Genomic DNA, 21,349 nt, shown 5'->3' with positions numbered 1-21,349 from the left:
CCCTCCCAAAAGCATTTGAAAGTCGATAGCTTTGTCACACCTGCTCAGTTTGATGCTTGGAGAGAGTGCGGCGAGTCGCTGGGATTCCTGCAAATCGTCTCCTCTCCCCTGACTCGGAGTTCTTATCATGCCGAACAGGTGCGGGAATTGATGGAACGCTATCCTCGATTCAAGAGTTATGAGTGACCAGAACTCCTCTAACTCAATCAAAATCATTCCCTTGAGGGAAGCGAAAGGTCAAAACTCAAAACTCACGATAGCGATTCTTGGATCGGGCGCTTGGGGTACGACCCTTGCCTCTCTCGCATCTCAGAACGGTCATCACGTCCGTGTGTGGTCGCGTCAGTCTTCCCTATGCTTAGAGGCGGTTCTAGAGAATGCTGAAATTGTTTTATCCGCCATCTCGATGAAAGGTGTCGCCGAGGTTGCGGCGAATGTACAAAAGGCTGTCTCTTCTAAGCCAATTTTCGTCACCGCTACCAAAGGATTAGATCCTGTCACTACCTGCACCCCTTCACAAATTTGGCAGGCGGCATTTCCGACTCGCCCAGTGGTCGTTCTATCGGGGCCAAATCTTGCTAAAGAAATTCAACAAGGATTGCCAGCCGCTACTGTAGTAGCCAGCCGGGATGCCGCTGCTGCCTCGTCGGTGCAAGCGGTGTTTTCGTCCCCCAGTTTTCGGGTTTATACCAATGCTGACCCTTTGGGAGTGGAACTCGGCGGAACGCTAAAAAACGTGATGGCGATCGCTGCCGGTACTTGTGATGGTTTGCAACTGGGAACGAATGCCAAAGCCGCTTTGTTAACCCGTGGTCTCACTGAAATCATCCGCATCGGCAACTGCTGGGGGGCACAACCTGAAACGTTTTATGGATTGTCAGGACTTGGTGACTTACTCGCCACCTGCAACAGCAGTCTCAGTCGCAATTATCAGGTCGGTTACAGATTGGCTCAAGGTAAGACACTCTCCGAAGTTTTAACCGAGCTGGAAGGAACCGCTGAAGGGGTCAACACCGCTTCCGTGCTGATTCAACGAGCGGATCGAGAAGAAATTTCAGTTCCGATTTCTTACCAAGTCTATCGCTTGCTCAAAGGGGAAGTTACCCCACTCTCAGCAGTTGAAGCACTCATGCTAAGAGACAGCAAACCTGAGTATAGCTAGGTTTTAGCCCTTAAAACCATCTATAGGGAACTCTTTGAGCCAATATTCTTTCTTAACCCTAGGGATTTTTCAGGAAATCCTTCAATTGGTGATGTAGATTAACTTGGCCTTTGACCCAAATCACTACTCTAAGATTGAGCGCTGCCTATACTACCCAAAGATAGAAATCTGAATCCTACTAGAGACAGGTTTTTCTGAATGTCACGTCGTCCCTGCCTGCATAACCATCGATATCGATGAATTCAGTAAGTGTCATGCAGCTAGATGTAACAGAAAGTAACAGAAAGGTAAGCATTAGCTGTTTCGTCCTGGAGGGTGGGAATTCTAGCAATAAGTAGTGAAGTGATTAATTGAAAGACTATTCCGGACGCAATTGAGAGATCCCTATGCCAGGCACTCCTTTTTATGCAGAGACAGATACAGAATTTGACTCCGAGTTGCCAGATTACAACTTTGGGTCTGCCGTGTTGAACGACGATGCTCGACCCCCGGTGGATGATCTCGATAGCCCTGAGATGGAAGGTCTAGATGCAGAGTACGGGCGACTCGGCGAGGCATCTCTACGGGCAACTGCCAGCCGTCGTACTACCGATCTGGTTCGGTTATATCTTCAGGAAATTGGCCGGGTTCGGTTATTAGGGCGAGATGAGGAAGTCTCGGAAGCTCAAAAAGTCCAGCGTCATATGCGGTTGCTGGAGCTGAGAAATGATACTGCCAACCAGGCAGATCCAGTGATTCAGCCGTATGTGCATCTGATTGAAGTACACGATCGTCTAGCATCTCAGTTGGGGCACCGTCCTTCTTTGGAACGGTGGGCGACGGAAGCGGGTATTGAGCTGAGCAACCTGAAGCCTACATTAGCTGCTGGGAAGCGTCGCTGGGCAGAAGTAGCAGGTCTGGCAGTTGAAGATCTAGAGCGGATTCAGGCCACTGGCATTCGCGCCAAAGAACACATGATCAAGGCCAACCTGCGTCTAGTGGTTTCTGTGGCGAAGAAGTATCAAAATCGCGGACTGGAATTGTTGGATTTAGTCCAGGAAGGAACCCTTGGGCTAGAACGGGCGGTTGAGAAGTTCGATCCGACCAAGGGTTATCGGTTTAGCACCTATGCTTACTGGTGGATTCGTCAAGGAATTACCAGAGCGATCGCAACTCAAAGTCGTACTATCCGCCTGCCGGTTCACATCACCGAAAAGCTCAACAAAATTAAGAAAGCTCAGCGCAAAATTTCTCAAGAAAAAGGTCGCACGGCAAGCATTGAGGATATCGGCGTTGAGTTAGAAATGACACCGGAGCAGGTACGGGAAGTTTTACTTCGGGTGCCTCGTTCTGTCTCTTTAGAAATTAAAGTAGGAAAAGAGAAAGACACAGAATTAGGCGACTTGCTGGAAACAGACAGCATATCTCCCGAAGAAGTGTTAATGCGAGAAGCTTTACACCGAGATTTGCAGCAGCTGCTTGCCGATCTCACCAGCCGCGAGCGAGATGTGATTCGGATGCGGTTTGGCTTAGGAGATGGTCATCCTTACTCCTTGGCAGAAATTGGTCGCGCTCTGGATTTATCTAGAGAACGAGTTCGTCAAATTGAAGCCAAAGCTTTACAAAAGTTGCGGCAACCCAAGCGCCGCAACCGTGTACGCGACTATCTGGAGTCCTTAGGCTAAGAAATAGTAATTTCATTTTCACAACTGCCCAATACTAATTTCTCAAAACCCCCCTTTTTAAGGAGGGTTTTGTGATTTCAAATATAGAAAGTCAGGGAGCGGCAAGCAGTGGTAAAAAGCGGTAAATACTGCACCCAGCAGGGACAAGGCATAAAACTAGATCCCACAAGTAACAACTGACACTCACAGCAGTGGTCAAAAGGAAAAAAGAAAAAAGCAAAAGATATAATTCTTAACTTATCTTGCTTCCTTTTTCCAGTTGCTTTCCCTATTTCTTCGCCTTGTTTCTTATTAAATATTATTCTCAATAAGCTTCGATTGTTGCAAATATTCTAGGAATTCGCTATTCTTCTCAATAGGGCTACTTTCTTGAGAAGGTCAACATGTCTTTCTACACAGCAACCTCACTCAAGGCTGAACTGAACGAGCGGGGCTGGCGTTTAACTCCCCAACGGGAAACCATCCTGAATGTCTTTCAACATCTTCCCAGAGGTCAGCATCTTAGTGCTGAAGACCTCCACGAGTTGTTGCACAGTGAAGGTGAGGACATAAGCTTATCCACCATTTACCGAACCTTAAAGTTAATGGCTCGGCTAGGCATTTTGCGCGAACTTGAACTAGCGGAAGGACATAAGCATTACGAACTCAATCAACCTTACCCGCATCACCATCACCATTTGATATGTGTTCGGTGTAACAAGACGATTGAATTCAAAAATGACTCGATTTTGAAAACCGGCACCCGAACAGCCAGAAAAGAAGGGTATCACCTGCTTGACTGTCAGATGACAATTCACGCTATCTGTCCGACTTGTCAGCGGGCCTTACTACCTATTTAAAAAGCGATCGAGTAGGGTTAGGGCGGGATGCACCACTTCCACCATAGCGATTAGCTAGTAGTATAGCTAATCGCTAATTGCTATGTTTGTTTAAAAACGTCCCTTGACGATGTCATCAGCGCTGAGACCATAAGCACGTTGGGCAGCTTCAACTGCTGCTTTGGTTTGCGCCTCGAAAACCCCATTTAATGGTCCGCGATAAAAGCCGTTTTCTTTCAGACGCTTTTGTAAAGACAATACATTAAAGCGATCGCTTGTATTTTCCAGAGCCAATATAGTATCGGGTCTAGCGATTCCATCAGCTGTTAAACCTTGCGATTTCTGAAACTGAATCACGGCGTCTTTGGTGTCTTGATCGAAGTAGCCAGTCATGGCACCTTGAAAAATTCCCATCTGCCGCAACCGTCGCTGGAGTTCTACCACCTCCCGGTTGTTACTGCCTAACTGTAGGATCTGTCCGCTAGAAGCTGTATTAAAGCGGTCGCTTGTATTTTTCAGAGCCAATATAGTATTGGGTCTAGCGATTCCATCAGCTGTTAAACCTTGCGATTTCTGAAACTGAATTACGGCATCTTTGGTGTCTTGATCAAAGTAGCCAGTCATGGCCCCTTGCAAAATTCCCAGTTTCCGCAACCGTCGCTGGAGTTCTACCACCTCCCGGTTGTTACTGCCTAATTGTAGGATCTGCCCGCTAGAAGCGATATTTTTAGGCGGAGTCCGATCCTCTCCGCCTCCCACACCTATCAAAGCTGCCTGGGTATCCGAACCGACAATGCCATCTACTGGCATTCCCGCCGCTTGCTGAAATCGGTTAACGGCTGCTTTTGTGATCGGGCCATAATAGCCAGTGATATTTGCTTGAAAATAGCCCTGTTTTTGCAACCGTTGCTGGAGGGCTACTACCTCCGGACCGCTGTCTCCTTCCTGTAGGACTCCACTCCTCGGACGTTGGCTGGCCTGAGAAGCCTTGCTGACCGGCTGAGGACGTTGCCTGACAGACTGGAAACGTGGGCGGCTGACCTGTCTGACCTGCCGAGATTGGCTGGCCTGCGCCTGGATTGGCTTGCCTCGCTTCTTCTGTAAGGCGGCTTCGGTTCGCGGTCCCACAATGCCATCCGGTTCCAGCCCGTTAGCTTTCTGGAATTGGATCACAGCTTCCGTTGTAATCGGGCCAAAATTGCCTGTGATACCTGCTTTGAAATAGCCTAGCTGCTGTAAGCGCTGCTGGAGAGTGGCTACCTCCGCGCCAGTGTTTCCTGGCTCAAGTATTGCTAAAGCTTGAGACATTCCTAAAAGGCTCAGTGAGACAAAAAGCGATAGCAGAGACAAAGTCGCTCTACTAGACAGCTTTTGACGGTTCAGTCCTTCAAAAATTTTTTGGCTATTCCAGACTATAGGAAACTCGCTGTTCGTAGATGCTTCGTAGACCAGGGCAAGATGCAGGTAGGCAAGGGTTTCCATAATTTTACTGGCAAACTCTTGATAGACAGTTTAAGAAGGTCAATTTCATCAACTAGCTATACCATACCAGTGCCTAGGGGCGATATACCACCCGTGCATCTAGTCCGCGCGATCGCAGTAGCTCGGAGCGGCTTTCGGCAAGCTGCCGATTGGAAAATGCCCCTGCATTTACATAGGAACCTCGTTTCGATTTCGGCCCTAGATCCGCATTCGGTACATAGCGGAGGACTTTATTCAATGTTGTGTAATTCCCTGGTACGACTACCACGTAGCGATTCTCAGCAAAATTAATTCCTAATTCCTGTAGGGTTCGTGCATCTGCAATGCCGTCAGGGTATAAACGCCGAGCTTGCTGAAACCGCCTGACAGCTCGCTGGGTAGCGGGACCATAAACCCCATCAATGCGACCAGGGTTGAAGCCTTGATCGCTCAATCGCCGTTGGAGATCCTCGACCTCGGAACCGCGATCGCCAGGTTGGAGACTTCTACGACTCCTGTCGTTCCGGTTGCTGTAGTCACTTAGTTGTTGACTTGGACGACCGGCAACGTAGTCGTCTAGTGCCCGCAGCGTTTCTGAAGTAATCGTCCCGCTGGGGGATAAACCTACACTTGCCTGGAACTCCCTGAGAGCTTGCGCCGTATTTCGACCAAATACTCCATCAATACGACCGGGGTTGAATCCTGCCTGTGCTAACTGTTCTTGGACAAGCCTAATGTCTGAATAGGTATTTTCTGAATAGGTATTTTCTGAATAGATATCTTCTGGATAGATATTTTCTGCTCTCAGTGTAGGGATGTTGGGAGGAGACAGTGTAGGGTTTTCCGGAAGCGAGTCAAGAGTTCTGTCCGGAGGTGGCAGGGTAAACGGGTCATTGTTGAAGCTTTGGCTTATAGTCGGTCTAACTTGATTAAATAATTCTGCCCTGGTTCCTCGACCCACAATCCCATCTGGTGTGAGCCGATTGGCTTGCTGGAATCGAATCACCGCATTTTTAGTTTGCGAGCCAAAATTTCCAGTGGCGGGCACACTAAAGCCTCGCGCCTGTAACTGCTGTTGTAATGCGCGTACCTCAGAACCGCGATCGCCTTGTTTCAGCGTTCTCTGTGCTAACGCCTGAGAAGAGATTCCTAGCATCGCTAAGGCAACGGCAATCGATAGAAAATGAATCGTTGCGTGGCTAGAAAGTTTTTTCCAATTCAATCTGGTCAGAAATTCCTGGTTTTCCCCAACCGGAGAAACACCGGCTTCTTGTACAGGTGTTTCGTAGACTAAGGCTAGATGAAGATAGGCAAGGGTTTCCATTACTTTTTACAGCATAGATTTTAACGCCAGTCTAGCCGATTGATTGCATCAAATCGCACTCTCTATCGACGATATACCACTCGTGCATTCAGTCCTTGCGATCGCAACATCTCTGACTGACGTTCTGCCCCAGACTCAGTGGCAAATGCTCCTGCCTGAATATTTGAATCGCTACTGGAAGTATCCAGATAAGCATTCGGCACATACTGGCGCACTTGGCGCAGCGTTTCGGTAGTCTCAGCCATTACGATCACCGAGTAAGGAGAATTTGAAGTCGCAAGATACCCGGCAGCAAACCAGGTTTCCCGCCCCATAATGCCGTCAATCTTTAAACCCCTCGCCACTTGAAAGCGCTTCACAGCTTGCTCTGTTTTCCAGCCAAATTTTCCATCAATAGAACCCGGATCAAAACCAGCCGCTTTCAGCCTTTGCTGAGCTTCGGTGACTTCCCGACCGCGATCGCCCAGTCGCAACCCGCGCTTACCAATGTTCATTGCACTCGTCTGCGGAGTGTTGTGCGACTGCTTACTTTTCTTGCTTTTGCTCTCCAGATATCGCTTTAATGCTTCTAGGGTCTCCGAACCCGCGATGCCGTCAGCGTCTAAGTCACTGATCGCTTGGAAACGCCTCACCGCTGCCTCGGTCAACTTGCCGTAGTATCCAGTGACAGGTCCCTTATAGTAGTTGGCTGCCATCAAGTTTGTTTGCAAAGCCGTCACTTCAGCACCCCTATCCTCTATCTGTATTGCGCTAGCACTGTGGAGCAAACTGAGGAAAGCTAGATTTAGAGCCAGCGATAGCAGATAGCTTGTCGCGGTGCTAGAAAGCTTTTGCCGATTGAGATCCTTAAAAAGTTCTAACTTTTCTATAACTGGAAAAGCCAGAGGATCTGTCGTTTCCTCGTAAGCTACTGCTACATAAAGATAGGCAAGCGTCTCCATTCTTGTCCTGCAAAACTCTTAGCAGCTAATCCACTCACTGAAGTTTTCAGAGAAGTTTTAACTGCTATTTTTGGCTTATTTTACGTTATTTTCACGTTTTTTGTTTACTAACTACAGAGAGAATACTTTAAGCTAGATGGTTTCTAGGTCTTGTTTTTGAGAAACTCTAGACATTTTCAGCGATTAAACTAAACCTTAGCATCAAAAATTAAGGCAACTATCACCGCTACACCAGTAATGCCTAAAGCTACGAGCGGGTGTTGACCTTGACTTACAGCAAAAGAAGTAACGATACCAGCACCCAATGCCGCGATAACGGCAGATCCTAATAAATCTTGATGAGAGTTTTTATTGAACATTGTTGCGCTCCAGCAGCCAAGTTAAAAATAGCTGTGACTTACAGTTTTACAACCTACCACCAGACTTTAGTAGGTTGAAAAGTTGCTGGAATATTGCAATTAAGATTTAAATTAAGCTAATTTTCTTAACACGTCCCAAGGTTACAGAAACGGGGGAACTCTATGCTTGTACTGCAATCCCCCGCACTGAAATCTCTGTCAGATTTCGCCTATTGCTGTTGTTCTGTCTCAACTCGCTCAATGTTACCGGCTTTGATCCAGCCTTGTTGTTCGCCCTCTTCCAGACGGATCTGTTGCCATCTTTTATCATCGCTTTCTTTGATGACTACAATCCTCTGATTGTATCCGACCCCACCGACGCGGTTGGCTTCCAAAGTTGGTGCCTCTCGTAAGCTTAAACCTTCGCGCCAGGTAACGCGAGCGGTATACGCTCCAGGTTCTAGCACTTTAGCAGGAGCAGTGCTGGGCGTCGGCGTTGGGTTGGGTTGAGCGGAGGACGCCGATGTTGTCTTGACAGCGCTAGGAGAAGCTTTGGCTTTTACCTCTGGTTTATCATTTGCATAAACCGGCTTGGGCGGAGGAGCCGACAGTTTAGTTAAGAAGTAATAGGCGGTAGCACCACCACCCACAGCGAGGAGGACGATCGCTAGGAAGAAACCAATTATAAATTTTGCTAAACCCGACCAACTCATGCTTGTGATTCCGGTTGTTGCAGCTGATGAAAGCGACTACTCAAAGGGCTGTGTCTCGATGCCATACGGGCTTTACCGGCGGCTGCCCAATCTTGCAAAAACTGGATTTGCTCTTGGGCAGTCCGAGCTAAGGGCACAATCTGACTGGCGGCTTCTAAAATATCATCGGTAGTAAAGTCTCGATTCTGGCTAAAGCCAATGTGCATCGCTTCTATCAAGGTTTGCTCAATTTCTGCCCCAGAAAAATCGGGGGTTTCGTATGCGACCCGATCGAGATCGTAACTACTCAAGTTGTGAGGCCGCAGCCTGGATAAGTGTACCGCAAAAATGGCACGGCGTTCCTCTTGTTCGGGCAAACCCACAAAAAAGATTTCATCAAATCTACCTTTGCGAAGCATTTCCGGAGGTAAAGCTTGAATATTGTTAGCAGTCGCCACGACGAATACAGGTGAAGTTTTTTCTGCCAGCCAAGTAATAAAGGTACCAAAGACGCGGCTGGTTGTTCCGGCATCGCTTTTGCCATCAATGCCAGAGAAAGCTTTGTCAATTTCATCGATCCACAGTACGCAAGGAGCTAAAGCTTCCGCTAGTTGAATCATTTGCCGGGTGCGAGATTCCGATTCTCCCACCAATCCTCCAAAAAGACGCCCTACATCTAAGCGTAATAAAGGTAAGTGCCAGTGATGGGCGATCGCTTTTGCCGTCAGCGATTTTCCGGTTCCCTGAATTCCTACAAGGAGTAACCCTCTGGGATAAGGGAGACCATATTGCCTTGCTCGTTCTGAAAAGGAACCACCACGCCGCAGCAGCCAGTCTTTTAGGTTATCTAAGCCGCCAATATCAGAAATTTTCTCGCTACTCGAATAAAACTCTAATATTTGGGTCTGGCGAATGGTTTGACGCTTTTCTTCCAGCACCAGTTCCACGTCTTCAGGGCGCAACTCTCCGTGAGTCGCGATCGCGCGTGCCAAGACACGACGAATCCGTTCCATCGATAGCCCTTGGCAGGAACGCACCAGTTCATCCAAAATTTTGCTGGTGAGGGATTTACCTGTGGCACCGAGTAAGCGTTCCACTTCTGTCTTGATCTCAGCTGGCGCTGGCAACGGAAACTCCAGGATGGTTAAGACTTCACTCAAGTCCGTTGGAATGGCAATTTGCGGCGCGACGATGACAATATTTTTCGGCTGGGATTTCAGACGCCGTGACAGATTCCTCAGCTTGCGATAAACTGATATATCTTCTAAAAAACGGGAAAAATCCCGCAAAATAAAGATTCCTGGGGCAGATGCTGCCACTTTTTCTACAAATTCTAATGCTTGAACCGGATTGCGTCGTCCAAAACCGGCATCGTTGAGATTGCCCTGATAGCCATCGACAAAATCCCAGATATAGACTGGGCGATCGCCTAACCGTTGAGCTACCTGCGCGATCGCTACTTCTACTCTCTCCTCTTCGGGAGTTGGAATATAAATTAATGGATATCGGGCGCGTAGCAGCAGTTCAAACTCTTCACTGAAGCTCATAGCTGTTAATAGGATGTCAGTTGGTAGAAGACTTGCGGTTGTCGCGTCTCCAGGTCAGTGGTCAGTTGGTAGGGCGCGAACAAAAATCTTGGCAACCCAAAACTCTCTCCATTTAACCCGCCCGTACAATCATTGTTGCTTGATTAGTTGCCAACTCCCTGTAAAAACCAAGAAGAAGCATCTCGCCTTACGTTCAGTTAGTATACGCAAGGGCGATGCTTGTTCCCTTAACTTGTTTGTTTCTTGCCGCTGACGCTAACCACTGACCGCTGACTATTTAGGAAATTGTTTTTTGAGTGCTTTTAAAGCTTCCCATCGGCGGTCAGATAAACTGTCCGAGCCATTCGTATTTGCTGGTTGAATCCCCGAACAATCTTTGTCACAAAGCTGCCTTGGGGGAATCGCCAAACACATTTGTTCGTATAGCCAAACATCAGGCTGAAAATGACCCTGCGGCGGCAGCATTTCCAACAAATCTTCGAGTGGTGTTTCTCGTTCTACAGGCCCTGTGTCTGGTTGATCAGCCCCTTCATCTAACCAAATCATTTCTGATGTGTTGATAGCTAGACGGTGATTATACTGTTGCAAGCAACGATGACAAGTGAGAGTGACAATTGCTTCTGCTTTCACAGAAACATCCAGGTAATTTCCTTGATGGGAAACTTTTATCTGTCCGCGCACGGGCGTCAAAGTTTCCAGTTCTGGTAAAAACTCATCAATTTGAATGACTTCTGAGCGCTCTGGCGCTTTCAGAAGCCCAGGAATATAAATCGCCTTCATAATGCTTCAGCCATCCTTCCAACCCGATTAAAAAAGGAAAATAAAAAATAAAATTATTTCTCATTTTCCTTTTTTAAGTCTTAATTTTTTAATCGTACAACCAGACGCCGGTCTGGTTCTTGACCCCGACTATAGGTTTCTAAATCGTCGCACTCTTGGAAAAAAGTATGAACTTGACGCCGCTCTGCTGAAGACAAGGATTTTATTTCAAATTCTTGACCAGAAGAGCGAACTTGCTGAGCGGCATCCTCAGCAAGTTCCTGGAGTTCCGCTTGACGCCGAGCGCGATAGCCATCAAGTTCAATGGTGTAAGCCGTCTGCTCCTCCCGCTCTTGACCCAAGTTCAAAATGGCATTGGCAAGGTACTGGATGGCATCGAGAGTCGCACCTTCAGAACCTACTAAGGCTTGAATTTGTGCGGATGTTAGTTTGGTTTCATCGATTGTCAACCAGTAAGTTTCTAATTCTGCTTGGGAGGAGTCGCTGCTTTGTGGAATCGTTTGGATTGCGGTTTCTTTAACGCCGGTAGGAAATTCGGCTAGTTGCAGGAGTTGCTCTAGCCACTGCTGACCCCGCTGCATTCTGCGATCGCTCATAGCTAACTCGAAGCCTTTTTCTTAGAACGACCTGGTTCAAAGGGAAGTGCTTCTCTTTCCTTTGCTTTCGTTTCTTTTTCTTGAACTTCTACCATTTTCTGAAGGTTTTCTGGTAGGGGTTCGCGCGACAAAATAAACGTCTGAGCAGTTTGGAAAATGTTAGCAATGACCATGTACATCAACACTCCTGCTGGCAGGGGGAAGAACAAAAACATCCCAGAAAAGAGGATTGGGGTAATTTTGTTGACCGTAGCCTGCTGGGCGTTTGCATCGCTGGAATCGTTCTGTCCGGAGAGAACTTGGTTGAGATACAAACTGATGCCAAAGAATAGCACCATGCCGATGATATCCCAGTGAATGGTTCCGTCTTCATCAAAAGCGCCCACACGACCTAAGGCATCAATAAAGAGAAATCCTTTATCTGCCGCTAGTCCTGGAAGTGTTCCCTGAACGGTGACTTCCCCAGGCTGAAGAGCTTCCACGGTGCCATCTTCATTCACCTGTACCCGTTCTTCGCCTTTAGTGACCTTCCAGCGGGGAATCAGCTTAGTTTCAGGATAGTCGGCGAGGAGTTCCCGAAGGGGTTTGCCCTCCACGGTTTGAAATTCAATTTTAGCCTTTTCCCCAACCGTCAGGCGGTTCCCTCCCGGCAGCAGCGCTGCCATCGGGGCATGAACGCCATCTGAAAAGTAAATGTTTTGTGGCGCTGTCACGAAAGCTTGCGGCTGAATCCGTTCAATTTGTTCTTGAGGAAAGATTTGCAAATTGACCGTGTAGTTCACATCCGAGAATGGCGATCCCCGCAAGGTGGCAAACAATGCAAAGAGAATCGGCATTTGCAGCAACACCGGGAAGCAGCCAGCTAAGGGATTGCCAAATTCTTTGAACAGCTTGCTCATTTCCTCCTGCTGTTTTGCAGGATCGTCCTTGTAAAGCTTCTGAATTTCTTCTTGTCGCTTTTTCATCAGCGGTTGGGAAACTTTCATCCGCCGCATATTGCGAATGGAGCCAGCACTCAGGGGATAGAGAGCAAAGCGAATTACAAGTGTCAGCGCCACGATGGCGAGACCATAGCTAGGCACAATCCCGTAGAAGAAATCCAGGATTGGCAGCATGACATTATTGGAGAGAAACCCGATACCAAAGTCCATTCGTTCTGAGTTAGAGGGGGCGCTAGTAGCTTGTGGAGAATCTTAATCTAAGTTATCTAATGTTTGTGATTTTTGGGTTATAAAACACACAAAAGCCAGGGTAGAGTCGCTGGTGAATTTTAGATAAGCAATTGACAATTCAATTCGAGCATCTAAAATTTCTTGACTTTTGAGGCAATTCTATCGACTCGCGGAACCATCCGCTGGTTTGCCGGTTCTGGCTGCCATTTTCTCGTTGATGTAGTCATAAATTTCCCGGAATCGAGGTAAAGCTCTGAGTTCCAGGCGACTGCCATCTCGAAGAGTGACTACCATATCGCCCCAGAGACCAATTCCACGGGGAACCTTCACGACATTAACAATTTCTGAGTAAATAATGTCGGTGCGATCGCGTCCCATCCAACCACCCGTTACCGAGATACGACGAGTTGTAATCCGGTAGCGCAACCAAAGCGCTCTCACAATTGCCCCTACCGTCAGAGGTATACAGATGACTGTAAATCCCAGCAGGATATTAATAATCAAATCACCTATGTGGGGACCGCCTTCATAGAAGGTTTCCTCTTTGATGCCCATTGAGTACCTCTGCTTCTGCCAACAACTGCTCTAATTCTCGCAAAATTTGACCATAATCGCACTCCACTGCTATGGGTCGCACAACGATGACCAACCGCCAGCCAGGTGCAATGCGAGGTAACATCTGACGAATCGCTGCCCGAATCCGTCGCTTGATCCGGTTCCGGATGACTGCTCGCTTGCTGACTTTTTGGCTGATGGAGATGCCGATGCGGGTTGGCATCACTTCAGCAGTTTTCATGCCCTTCGCGCCGCTTGATTGCCTCAACGCTCTTAAAGCAAAGTGAGGGGCATTGCGACGCAGACCGCTCTGGTACACAGCGGTAAAATCTTGCCGGTGCCTGAGTCGATTTGCTCTGGATAATGCCACTAGAAACTCCGCCCTCCTGGGTGGCTTAAAAGAAGGATGAAGGCGAAATAAATTCATCCTTCATCCTTCTTGTGTTTCTAAACGGAAAGGCGATAACGTCCCTTTTTTCGGCGAGCTTTGATGACAGCCTGACCATTTTTGGTACGCATCCGTGCTCGAAAACCAGATGTTCTTTTTTGCTTACGATTAGTGCCGCCCAGAGTGCGCTGAGTCATCGGTTTTTACTCCAGATTTAGAATCGCCGCTATAGAAAAAGTCACGATTCTCCAGCATAGCATCACACTGCGCTCCTTTTACAAGCGCCCCTTGGCTGCACAGAAGCGGACGTAGACTGTACCACAGAAGCGGACGTAGACTGTACCTTTAATTAATACTCAGAATCCAGGTACCGAGATAACGGGGCAACGGTACATCGCCGGGAGTAAGAATCGCACCCGTGAAATAATAAGTTCCACCAAAAGGTGGGTTTTTCACGTTAGACAAGATTAAATCTACGCTGTTACCAGCAGCCACTGGCTCCTGCATATAAATCAGAAGCTTGTAATTTTCTTTGTCCCAGACAACCTCTTTGAGGGGCAGCTTTTTCCCTTTGACACGGACTTCAACGTTTTTCGTGTCAAACTTGCCCTTATAGTAATCGGGATAAGTGATGACAAACTGAGCTGCCCCTAATTCCATTTTTTTGGCGGGAATCTTGAGCCGGTAGCGATCCCAAGCATCCGATTGACCGCCAAAATCTAACCGATAGCTCAGCTGATTTTGCCGTTCAACACCGCTAAAAATGGTTAAACCGGGTAGACTCTGTGCTTGGGTGAGGCTGGCAAAGCCCGTTAGCACGCAACCCGTCGCCGCTAGGGCAGAAATTAGGCGTCGCTTAAAGGATTTTGTTGACAACATAGGCTCTTGTATCTCAACTGTAGAGAATGGGCTAGAGAGTGGGCTTCGTTACTAAACTTTACTATTTTTGGCTCAAGCGGGGATGTAGCCGCCTCGAATGAATCCTCCCCCGTGACGCGGGAAGCCGGAAGAAAGTGCCCCAGATGCAAGCTTAGTGAGCTTTTGAGTCGAGCGATCGCTCAGGTTAGGGCAATGGAACCAGACCGGCTCATAAAGACAGTTGATTTTAAACTAGTTGCCGCTCGGCGCGATCGCGCTGCTCGGCATTTTTTTATGTACTAATGTATATCATTATGTATTTTTTTGGTTATTTATTGAATAAATTTGAAAAAATCAGCCGGAAACAAACCCTTCAATTAATCTGAATTGACGCCAGAGATTATAGGCACCAGAGGGTTTAAGAGAAAGCTTTTTATCATCTGTTAAAGCTTTGAAAAGGGGTTCTAGGTGATATCGTCTTAGGACGTGCGTGAGTGTGGAACTCTAAATTCATAAAACAAAGTTAAAGATACGGATCGGAATTTAGAAATCCGCCTAGGATGCAAAAGGATAGGATGCAGAAGGGTTTCGTAGAATTGATTGGGAGAGTTCATGAGAATTGCGGTTGCAAAGGAAGTTGAAGTTGGCGAACGTCGTGTGGCACTGGTGCCTGACACTGTAGGCAGGTTAGTAAAACAGGGTCTAGAAGTGTGGGTAGAGGCGGGTGCTGGTGAGCAAGCATTTTTCTTTGATGACGCCTATAAAGCAGCTGGTGCAACGATTGTCTCGGATACAGGTGCTTTGTGGCGCGAGGCGGATGTTTTATTAAAAGTTAATCCGCCGAAAGAGCATGAAATTCATCAGCTCAAGGAAGGAGGCGTGTTGATTGGGTTTCTAAATCCTTTGGGAAATCCAAACCTAATCCAGCGTTTAGCCGAGCGCCGAGTCACCGCCTTCAGTATGGAATTGATCCCCCGCACCAGTCGGGCGCAGAGCATGGATGCTTTGTCTTCTCAGGCGGGAGTGGCTGGATACAAGGCGGTACTGATTGCAGCGGCGGCTGTGCCGAAGTTCTTCCCGATGTTGACGACAGCAGCTGGGACAATTGCACCGGCAAAAGTATTTATCATGGGTGCAGGAGTAGCGGGACTGCAAGCGATCGCTACTGCTAGACGCCTAGGTGCCATCGTAGAAGCCTTTGATATTCGTCCTGCCGTGAAAGAAGAGGTGCAAAGCCTAGGGGCGAAATTTATCGAAGTGCAGCTGAATGAAGAAACTGTGGCAGCGGGCGGCTACGCGAAAGAAGTTTCTGAAGCCTCTAAGCAACGCACCCAGGAAGTCCTCACCGAGCATGTCAAGCAAGCCGATGTCGTCATTACCACAGCTCAGGTTCCGGGCAGAAAAGCGCCCATCCTGGTGACTGAGGAAATGGTAGCCCAGATGAAACCGGGTGCGGTCATTGTCGATTTGGCAGCTGAGCAAGGCGGCAACTGCGCCTGCACGGAACCTGGCAAGGATGTACAGCGCAACGGAGTCACGATTATTGGCCCGATGAATTTACCTGCGTCTATGCCGGTTCACGCCAGTCAAATGTATGCCAAGAATGTTTTGACTTTGGTGCAATACCTGATTAAAGAGAGTGCATTGCAGCTGAATTTTGAGGATGACATCATTAGTAGTACCTGCGTCTCTAATAACGGTGAGATTCTCAATCAACGAGTCCGGGATGGTTTGACTCAGGTAAAGATTAACGTCTAGAAAAATGGTGGAGGAAACCCATTTTCTCTCTAGAAAACGGGTTTCTTGGCTATCAAATTAGGTATCCAATTTGAAGATTGTCGGTGGGCAGTGTCCACCTTGACCGCTGAATCAAGAAGGAGTATTGAGCTGAATGACAGAAACCTTAATTGGCGCTTTGTTTGTATTTGTCCTAGCATCTTTTATCGGATTTGAAGTAATTAACAAAGTGCCACCGACACTCCATACTCCCCTAATGTCTGGGGCAAATGCAATTTCTGGAATTGCCGTGATCGGGGCACTGATTGTCTGTGGACCGCGCGAGTCAAATCTCAGCGTCATTTTGGGCTTAATTGCCGTAGTGCTAGCAACCATCAACGTAGTAGGTGGTTTCTTAGTGACGGATCGGATGTTGCAAATGTTTAAGAAAAAGGTAAGCGGGTAATGGATAAGCTTTGAAGTTTGAACAGAAGAAATTTCTCACTCAAAATTCAAACCCGAACACTCAAAACTTTTCTGATTACCAATCACCAATTACCCATTACCGACGAACAAGTGATATGACGGAATTTCTGCCAACTGGGATACAGCTGACTTACTTAGTAGCAGCGTGTTTGTTTATTCTGGGATTGAAGAAGCTGGGTTCACCGGCGACAGCTCGCACAGGCAATCAGTGGGCAGCGGTCGGGATGCTAGTGGCTATCGTGGCAACACTGCTAGATAGGCAGGTGTTGAACTACGAAATGATTTTGTTGGGTTTGCTGATTGGTTCAGTGTTGGGAGCGATCGCAGCCTATAAAGTAGAAATGACCGATATGCCCCAAATGGTGGGTCTACTCAACGGTTTGGGAGGCTTAGCTTCTGCCCTCGTCGCTGTAGGAGAATTTTGGCGGCTCTTGGGCACGCAGCAAGCAATTCCCTTCGACGCCAACCTCTCGATTATCAGTAGCGTATTTATCGGCGGCGTCACCTTCACTGGCAGTATGATGGCCTTTGCCAAATTACAGGGACTCATTAGTGGTTCTCCCATTACTTTTCCCTTGCAACAACCCATCAACGCCCTCCTATTAGTAAGTTTTGTAGCAGCGAGTGCCTTCCTGCTAATTACCCCAGACAACTTACCTGTATTTCTAGCAATGGTAGGGATTTCCTTACTGCTGGGCGTGCTGTTCGTGATTCCGATTGGCGGCGGCGATATGCCTGTCGTAATTTCGCTGCTGAACTCGCTTTCTGGGGTCGCTGCGGCGGCGGCGGGCTTCGTGGTGATGAACAATATGCTGATCATCTCCGGAGCCTTGGTAGGCGCTTCAGGCTTAATCCTGACCGAAATCATGTGTAAGGCGATGAACCGTTCCCTTGCCAGCGTGCTGTTTGGTGCCTTCGGGAAAGCTGGGGCATCTGGTGGTACTGGTAGTGCAGAAGGGGGCGATAAAAATGTCCACAGCATCGATACCGAAGAAGGCGCGATGATGTTGGGCTATGCGCGTTCCGTCGTGATTGTTCCCGGCTATGGCATGGCAGTGGCTCAAGCACAACACGCTGTCCGCGAATTGGCTGACGGCTTAGAAAAACTAGGCGTTGAAGTGAAATACGCCATTCACCCAGTCGCGGGACGGATGCCAGGACACATGAACGTATTGCTAGCGGAAGCGAATGTGCCTTATCCGCAGCTATACGATATGGATGATATCAATCCGCAGTTAGAGCAGACGGATGTGGCGCTGGTGATTGGGGCGAATGATGTTGTGAATCCAGCGGCTCGTCACGATTCTGCTAGCCCGATTTACGGGATGCCGATTCTGGAAGTAGATAAGGCAAAACACACGATTGTAATTAAACGCGGGATGAGTGCGGGTTTTGCCGGTGTGGATAACGAGCTTTTCTACAAAGACAAAACGATGATGCTATTTGGCAGTGCGCGGGATGTCGTGGCGAAGCTGGTTGCTGAAGTGAAGCAGCTATAAACAAATTTTGAGTTTTATATCATCACTCAAAATTGCGATCGCGATACGATACCAGTCTGCTTCAGGAGTATTAAACTCCTGAAGCTATCTTTTCTTTGGAATAAAAGATAGGTTAGGCTGGGCTTACCAGAGGCATCTGCTACATTCAGAAACCACGGCTATGTGATTTTGCATGAAAGCAGCATGAGACAATTCATCGCGGGTTTTACCGCCGCTTTAGTAGGTTTGGCGATCGCTTCGGTTGGTTCCGCGATGGCTCGTGAACCTGGTATCTATTTTAGGAATTCCTCTGCGTTGTCAGACAAGGCAGATGCGATTGGGACTCCAAAGCCGATTTTAACCAGCCAAACCGCGTCCTCCACTCCAAAACAACCAACAGAGGAACTTTCCGCACTTTTAGATACGGTGGTGGAGGGCAACAGCTCGTTTGCCCTCGATCTCTATAACCGTCTGCGGAAACAAGAAGGAAACCTATTCTTCTCCCCTTACAGCATTTCAACGGCACTCGCCATGACCTACGCTGGAGCTGGCGGACAAACGGCGACCGAGATGGCGAAAGTTCTCCACTTCACCTTAGAGCAAGAACGCCTGCATCCGACTTTTGCCGCGCTCATGGCTGAGCTAAACGCCAGCGAACAGCAGGGATATCAAATTGCAGTTGCGAATCGGCTTTGGGGTCAAAAGGGCTATGGCTTTAGCGATCGCTTTTTGAAAACTACCCAAAACGACTACGGCGGGGGACTCCAAGAGGTGGACTTTGCCGGTGCGACTGAACAGACTCGCCGCACGATCAACAACTGGGTCGCAAAAAAAACTGAAGACAAAATTCAAGATCTGATTGCGCCAGGGACGATCTCTGCTAAGACCAAGCTGGTGCTGACAAATGCCATTTACTTTAAAGGTGCCTGGTTCAGCCCGTTCGATCGGCAAAAAACCAAAGATGAGCCGTTTTATGTCACTCCAACGCAGCAGGTTAGCGTGCCGATGATGTGCAAGACGGAGCAATACGGCTGGGCAGATATTGGCAGCTTGAAAGTGTTAGAGCTACCCTACGGTCAAGGCGAGGAGATATCCAAGGAATTATCGATGGTCATTCTCTTACCCAAGCAAGTGGATGGGTTGGCGAAGATGGAGCAGCAGCTGACGCCAAAAAACTTGGAACGGTGGCTATCGTCCCTCAAATACGAGCAGATGGTTGAAGTTTGGGTGCCTAAGTTCAACCTCACTTCAGAGTTTGACCTAAGCAAGGTACTGGCAAATATGGGGATGCCCGAAGCTTTCAGCGTTCAAGCTGACTTCTCGGCGATGACCGGCAAGAAAGGGTTGTTCATCTCCAAGGTGATTCACAAAGCCTTCGTGGAGGTAAATGAGGAGGGCACTGAGGCAGCTGCGTCTACAGGGGTTGGGATGACTAGGGGGGCAAACAAAGAGTTTCGAGCCGATCGCCCATTTGTGTTCCTGATTCGGGACAAGCAGTCGGGTAGCATTTTGTTCCTGGGTCGTGTGTTGAATCCGCTACAGTCAACAGCGGCGGTTGGGAAGTAAAGTTGATGCCGATCGCTTGGGAAATCGAGAAAATAGAAGATAGAGGGTTCCCAGCATTGATGCCTTTATCCTGAATTAGGAGTCTGCCAGCCGTGGTTGTACAAATATCTGATAGCACCTACGAAGTCAAGACCCAAGAAATTGCCAAACAACTGTTGGCAGCAACGAGAGAAAATCGCTCCTTTTTTGCCCAAATGCGCGACCAAATGCGCTGGGATGATAAATTACTTGCCTGGGCAATGGGCAATCCTGGTTTGCGAGTGCAGCTGTTTCGCTTCATTGACTGTCTGCCTGCGCTGCACAGTAAACCGGAAGTTGCTCGCCACTTGCAAGAATACTTGGCGGATGAGTCGGTTGAACTCCCGACGAGCCTGAAAGGGATGCTCAACTTTGCGTCTCCAGACTCAATGCCCGGTCAAGTAGCAGCGACAACTGTGAATACAGCAGTTGAAACTTTAGCGCATAAATATATCGCTGGGGAAAGCATTAAACAGGTTATTAAGACGGTTGAGCGATTGCGTAAGGAGAAAATGGCTTTCACCATCGACCTGTTGGGGGAGGCGGTGATTACGGAAGCTGAGGCGCAATCGTATTTAGACAGATATTTAGAATTGATGCAGCAGCTAACGGACGCTGCGAAGACGTGGACGCGGGTGCCTGCAATAGACCAAGCCGATGGAGAAGATATCCCACAGGTTCAGGTATCTGTCAAGTTAACCGCGTTTTATTCGCAGTTCGATCCGTTGGATGCGAAGGGAAGCGAGGAGCGAGTGAGCGATCGCATCCGGCTTCTATTACGTCGCGCCCAAGCGTTGGGGGCTGCTGTTCACTTTGATATGGAACAGTATGCCTACAAAGATTTGACGCTCTCCATCCTGAAACAGTTGTTGATGGAAGAGGAGTTCCGGAGTCGCACGGATCTAGGGATAACGCTGCAAGCTTATCTGCGCGACAGCGAACAAGATTTGCGCGGCTTGATTGACTGGGCGAAACAGCGTGGCTATCCCCTAACAGTGCGCTTGGTAAAAGGGGCGTACTGGGATCAAGAAACCATCAAGGCGATGCAGAAAGATTGGCCGGTGCCAGTTTACAGCGATAAAACTGCAACCGATGCCAATTTTGAGAAGATGACCCAGCTGTTGCTGGAAAATCACGAGTATTTGTACGCGGCAATTGGCAGTCATAACGTGCGATCGCAAGCACGGGCGATGGCGATCGCGGAAAGTTTGAAAATTCCCCGCCGTCGCTTTGAGATGCAAGTTTTGTACGGCATGGGGGATAAGCTGGCAAAAGCGCTCGTCGATAAAGGTTATCGGGTGCGGGTGTATTGTCCTTATGGGGATTTGCTACCGGGGATGGCTTATTTGATTCGCCGGTTGCTGGAAAATACTGCCAATAGTTCGTTCTTGCGACAAAATCTGGAAGAGCGTCCGATTGAGGAATTGTTAGCGCCTCCCGTCGTAGAAAGTTCGGAGTCTTCAGTCAAAGCTCAAAACTCAAAACTCAAAACTCAAAACTTGCCTTTTCACAATGCAGCGGATACGGATTATGCAGAAGCTGAGGAAAGGAAGCGATCGCAACAAGCCTTGCAAACCGTGCGCGAACAGTTGGGTAAAACCTATTTACCTCTGATTGACGGTGAATATGTAAACACATCCGATATCGTCGATTCAGTGAATCCTTCCAACCCCAGTGAGGTGGTTGGCAAAATCGGATTGATTAGCGTAGAACAAGCAGAACAGGCGATCCAAGCCGCAAAAGCAGCATTTGCCAGTTGGCGACAAACTCCAGTTCCAGAAAGGGCTGG

21 protein-coding genes and 1 pseudogene are annotated in these 21,349 nt (G+C 48.2%); 9 read left to right on the top strand and 13 right to left on the bottom strand.

Annotated elements, in window-relative coordinates; translation table 11 throughout:
• The 4 genes and pseudogenes from H6F50_RS20100 to H6F50_RS20085 form a co-directional block, all read left to right on the top strand.
• Positions 1 to 186, top strand: a pseudogene (locus tag H6F50_RS20100) (lipoyl synthase); the annotation flags it as partial.
• Entirely contained in the window at positions 179 to 1,162 is a 984-nt protein-coding gene (locus H6F50_RS20095) for an NAD(P)H-dependent glycerol-3-phosphate dehydrogenase (RefSeq protein WP_190430072.1), read from the top strand. The pseudogene H6F50_RS20100 and the gene H6F50_RS20095, both read left to right, overlap by 8 nt.
• 386 nt (positions 1,163 to 1,548) lie before the next feature.
• Positions 1,549 to 2,826 carry an RNA polymerase sigma factor SigC gene (gene sigC / locus H6F50_RS20090; RefSeq protein WP_190430071.1) on the top strand — a complete coding sequence of 426 codons (1,278 nt, stop codon included), beginning with the start codon at positions 1,549 to 1,551 and terminating at the stop codon, positions 2,824 to 2,826.
• 383 nt (positions 2,827 to 3,209) lie between these two features.
• On the top strand, positions 3,210 to 3,665 hold the full coding sequence (locus H6F50_RS20085) for a transcriptional repressor (protein ID WP_190412715.1): 456 nt from the start codon (positions 3,210 to 3,212) through the stop codon (positions 3,663 to 3,665).
• Between the two features lie 90 nt (positions 3,666 to 3,755).
• On the opposite strand, the gene H6F50_RS20080 is transcribed toward H6F50_RS20085, so the two are convergent.
• The 13 genes from H6F50_RS20080 to H6F50_RS20020 all read right to left on the bottom strand — a co-directional run bounded on the left by H6F50_RS20080 (position 3,756) and on the right by H6F50_RS20020 (position 14,317).
• Entirely contained in the window at positions 3,756 to 5,126 is a 1,371-nt protein-coding gene (locus tag H6F50_RS20080) for a peptidoglycan-binding protein (RefSeq protein ID WP_190430070.1), read from the bottom strand.
• A 73-nt stretch (positions 5,127 to 5,199) separates the two neighbouring features.
• Positions 5,200 to 6,429 (bottom strand): peptidoglycan-binding protein, encoded by a 1,230-nt coding sequence (locus H6F50_RS20075; protein WP_190430069.1) that lies wholly within the window; start codon positions 6,427 to 6,429, stop codon positions 5,200 to 5,202.
• 62 nt (positions 6,430 to 6,491) lie between these two features.
• Complete coding sequence (locus H6F50_RS20070) at positions 6,492 to 7,370, bottom strand: peptidoglycan-binding protein (RefSeq protein ID WP_190430068.1); 879 nt, start codon at positions 7,368 to 7,370, stop codon at positions 6,492 to 6,494.
• A gap of 188 nt (positions 7,371 to 7,558) precedes the next feature.
• Positions 7,559 to 7,729, bottom strand: coding sequence for a hypothetical protein (locus tag H6F50_RS20065; RefSeq protein WP_190412719.1), 171 nt, complete (start codon positions 7,727 to 7,729; stop codon positions 7,559 to 7,561).
• A gap of 209 nt (positions 7,730 to 7,938) precedes the next feature.
• Entirely contained in the window at positions 7,939 to 8,421 is a 483-nt protein-coding gene (locus H6F50_RS20060) for an SH3 domain-containing protein (protein ID WP_190430067.1), read from the bottom strand.
• Positions 8,418 to 9,947 (bottom strand): AAA family ATPase, encoded by a 1,530-nt coding sequence (locus tag H6F50_RS20055; protein ID WP_190430066.1) that lies wholly within the window; start codon positions 9,945 to 9,947, stop codon positions 8,418 to 8,420. The genes H6F50_RS20060 and H6F50_RS20055 overlap by 4 nt, the downstream gene beginning before the upstream one ends.
• 273 nt (positions 9,948 to 10,220) lie before the next feature.
• Positions 10,221 to 10,727: a YceD family protein gene (locus H6F50_RS20050; protein ID WP_190430065.1), complete on the bottom strand. Its 507-nt coding sequence runs from the start codon at positions 10,725 to 10,727 to the stop codon at positions 10,221 to 10,223.
• An 80-nt stretch (positions 10,728 to 10,807) separates the two neighbouring features.
• Positions 10,808 to 11,323, bottom strand: coding sequence for a R3H domain-containing nucleic acid-binding protein (locus tag H6F50_RS20045; protein ID WP_190430064.1), 516 nt, complete (start codon positions 11,321 to 11,323; stop codon positions 10,808 to 10,810).
• 2 nt (positions 11,324 to 11,325) lie between these two features.
• Positions 11,326 to 12,474, bottom strand: a complete 1,149-nt coding sequence (gene yidC, locus H6F50_RS20040; RefSeq protein WP_190430063.1) for a membrane protein insertase YidC — start codon at positions 12,472 to 12,474, stop codon at positions 11,326 to 11,328.
• A 180-nt stretch (positions 12,475 to 12,654) separates the two neighbouring features.
• Positions 12,655 to 13,050, bottom strand: coding sequence for a PH domain-containing protein (locus tag H6F50_RS20035; RefSeq protein ID WP_190412725.1), 396 nt, complete (start codon positions 13,048 to 13,050; stop codon positions 12,655 to 12,657).
• Positions 13,022 to 13,420, bottom strand: a complete 399-nt coding sequence (gene rnpA / locus H6F50_RS20030) for a ribonuclease P protein component (RefSeq protein ID WP_190412726.1) — start codon at positions 13,418 to 13,420, stop codon at positions 13,022 to 13,024. The genes H6F50_RS20035 and rnpA overlap by 29 nt, the downstream gene beginning before the upstream one ends.
• Positions 13,421 to 13,497: 77 nt before the next feature.
• The gene (rpmH, locus tag H6F50_RS20025; RefSeq protein WP_190412727.1) at positions 13,498 to 13,635 is read right to left on the bottom strand and encodes a 50S ribosomal protein L34; all 138 of its coding nucleotides are present in this window, start codon (positions 13,633 to 13,635) and stop codon (positions 13,498 to 13,500) included.
• A 148-nt stretch (positions 13,636 to 13,783) separates the two neighbouring features.
• Positions 13,784 to 14,317: a DUF2808 domain-containing protein gene (locus H6F50_RS20020; RefSeq protein WP_190430062.1), complete on the bottom strand. Its 534-nt coding sequence runs from the start codon at positions 14,315 to 14,317 to the stop codon at positions 13,784 to 13,786.
• A gap of 591 nt (positions 14,318 to 14,908) precedes the next feature.
• Between H6F50_RS20020 and H6F50_RS20015 the strand changes: the two genes are divergently transcribed.
• The 5 genes from H6F50_RS20015 to H6F50_RS19995 all read left to right on the top strand — a co-directional run.
• Positions 14,909 to 16,054 carry a Re/Si-specific NAD(P)(+) transhydrogenase subunit alpha gene (locus H6F50_RS20015; protein WP_190430061.1) on the top strand — a complete coding sequence of 382 codons (1,146 nt, stop codon included), beginning with the start codon at positions 14,909 to 14,911 and terminating at the stop codon, positions 16,052 to 16,054.
• Positions 16,055 to 16,187: 133 nt separating this feature from the next.
• Positions 16,188 to 16,478, top strand: a complete 291-nt coding sequence (locus H6F50_RS20010) for an NAD(P) transhydrogenase subunit alpha (RefSeq protein WP_190412730.1) — start codon at positions 16,188 to 16,190, stop codon at positions 16,476 to 16,478.
• A 115-nt stretch (positions 16,479 to 16,593) separates the two neighbouring features.
• Complete coding sequence (locus H6F50_RS20005; RefSeq protein ID WP_190430060.1) at positions 16,594 to 17,997, top strand: NAD(P)(+) transhydrogenase (Re/Si-specific) subunit beta; 1,404 nt, start codon at positions 16,594 to 16,596, stop codon at positions 17,995 to 17,997.
• Positions 17,998 to 18,180: 183 nt separating this feature from the next.
• On the top strand, positions 18,181 to 19,542 hold the full coding sequence (locus H6F50_RS20000; protein WP_190430059.1) for a serpin family protein: 1,362 nt from the start codon (positions 18,181 to 18,183) through the stop codon (positions 19,540 to 19,542).
• Between the two features lie 92 nt (positions 19,543 to 19,634).
• The coding region (locus H6F50_RS19995; RefSeq protein WP_190430058.1) for a proline dehydrogenase family protein at positions 19,635 to 21,349 on the top strand (1,715 nt) is incomplete at its 3' end.

This window comes from Coleofasciculus sp. FACHB-712, assembly GCF_014695635.1.
Classification (GTDB): domain Bacteria; phylum Cyanobacteriota; class Cyanobacteriia; order Cyanobacteriales; family FACHB-T130; genus FACHB-T130.
The sequence above is the reverse complement of the archived record's forward strand: the minus strand, read 5'-3'. Positions and strand labels throughout refer to the sequence as shown.

Coding starts and splice junctions, on each gene's coding strand:
- H6F50_RS20095 (WP_190430072.1), top strand. CDS start 179: ATGAGTGACCAGAACTCCTCTAACTCAATCAAAATCATTCCCTTGAGG.
- sigC (WP_190430071.1), top strand. CDS start 1,549: ATGCCAGGCACTCCTTTTTATGCAGAGACAGATACAGAATTTGACTCC.
- H6F50_RS20085 (WP_190412715.1), top strand. CDS start 3,210: ATGTCTTTCTACACAGCAACCTCACTCAAGGCTGAACTGAACGAGCGG.
- H6F50_RS20080 (WP_190430070.1), bottom strand. CDS start 5,126: ATGGAAACCCTTGCCTACCTGCATCTTGCCCTGGTCTACGAAGCATCT.
- H6F50_RS20075 (WP_190430069.1), bottom strand. CDS start 6,429: ATGGAAACCCTTGCCTATCTTCATCTAGCCTTAGTCTACGAAACACCT.
- H6F50_RS20070 (WP_190430068.1), bottom strand. CDS start 7,370: ATGGAGACGCTTGCCTATCTTTATGTAGCAGTAGCTTACGAGGAAACG.
- H6F50_RS20065 (WP_190412719.1), bottom strand. CDS start 7,729: ATGTTCAATAAAAACTCTCATCAAGATTTATTAGGATCTGCCGTTATC.
- H6F50_RS20060 (WP_190430067.1), bottom strand. CDS start 8,421: ATGAGTTGGTCGGGTTTAGCAAAATTTATAATTGGTTTCTTCCTAGCG.
- H6F50_RS20055 (WP_190430066.1), bottom strand. CDS start 9,947: ATGAGCTTCAGTGAAGAGTTTGAACTGCTGCTACGCGCCCGATATCCA.
- H6F50_RS20050 (WP_190430065.1), bottom strand. CDS start 10,727: ATGAAGGCGATTTATATTCCTGGGCTTCTGAAAGCGCCAGAGCGCTCA.
- H6F50_RS20045 (WP_190430064.1), bottom strand. CDS start 11,323: ATGAGCGATCGCAGAATGCAGCGGGGTCAGCAGTGGCTAGAGCAACTC.
- yidC (WP_190430063.1), bottom strand. CDS start 12,474: ATGGACTTTGGTATCGGGTTTCTCTCCAATAATGTCATGCTGCCAATC.
- H6F50_RS20035 (WP_190412725.1), bottom strand. CDS start 13,050: ATGGGCATCAAAGAGGAAACCTTCTATGAAGGCGGTCCCCACATAGGT.
- rpmH (WP_190412727.1), bottom strand. CDS start 13,635: ATGACTCAGCGCACTCTGGGCGGCACTAATCGTAAGCAAAAAAGAACA.
- H6F50_RS20020 (WP_190430062.1), bottom strand. CDS start 14,317: ATGTTGTCAACAAAATCCTTTAAGCGACGCCTAATTTCTGCCCTAGCG.
- H6F50_RS20015 (WP_190430061.1), top strand. CDS start 14,909: ATGAGAATTGCGGTTGCAAAGGAAGTTGAAGTTGGCGAACGTCGTGTG.
- H6F50_RS20010 (WP_190412730.1), top strand. CDS start 16,188: ATGACAGAAACCTTAATTGGCGCTTTGTTTGTATTTGTCCTAGCATCT.
- H6F50_RS20005 (WP_190430060.1), top strand. CDS start 16,594: ATGACGGAATTTCTGCCAACTGGGATACAGCTGACTTACTTAGTAGCA.
- H6F50_RS20000 (WP_190430059.1), top strand. CDS start 18,181: ATGAGACAATTCATCGCGGGTTTTACCGCCGCTTTAGTAGGTTTGGCG.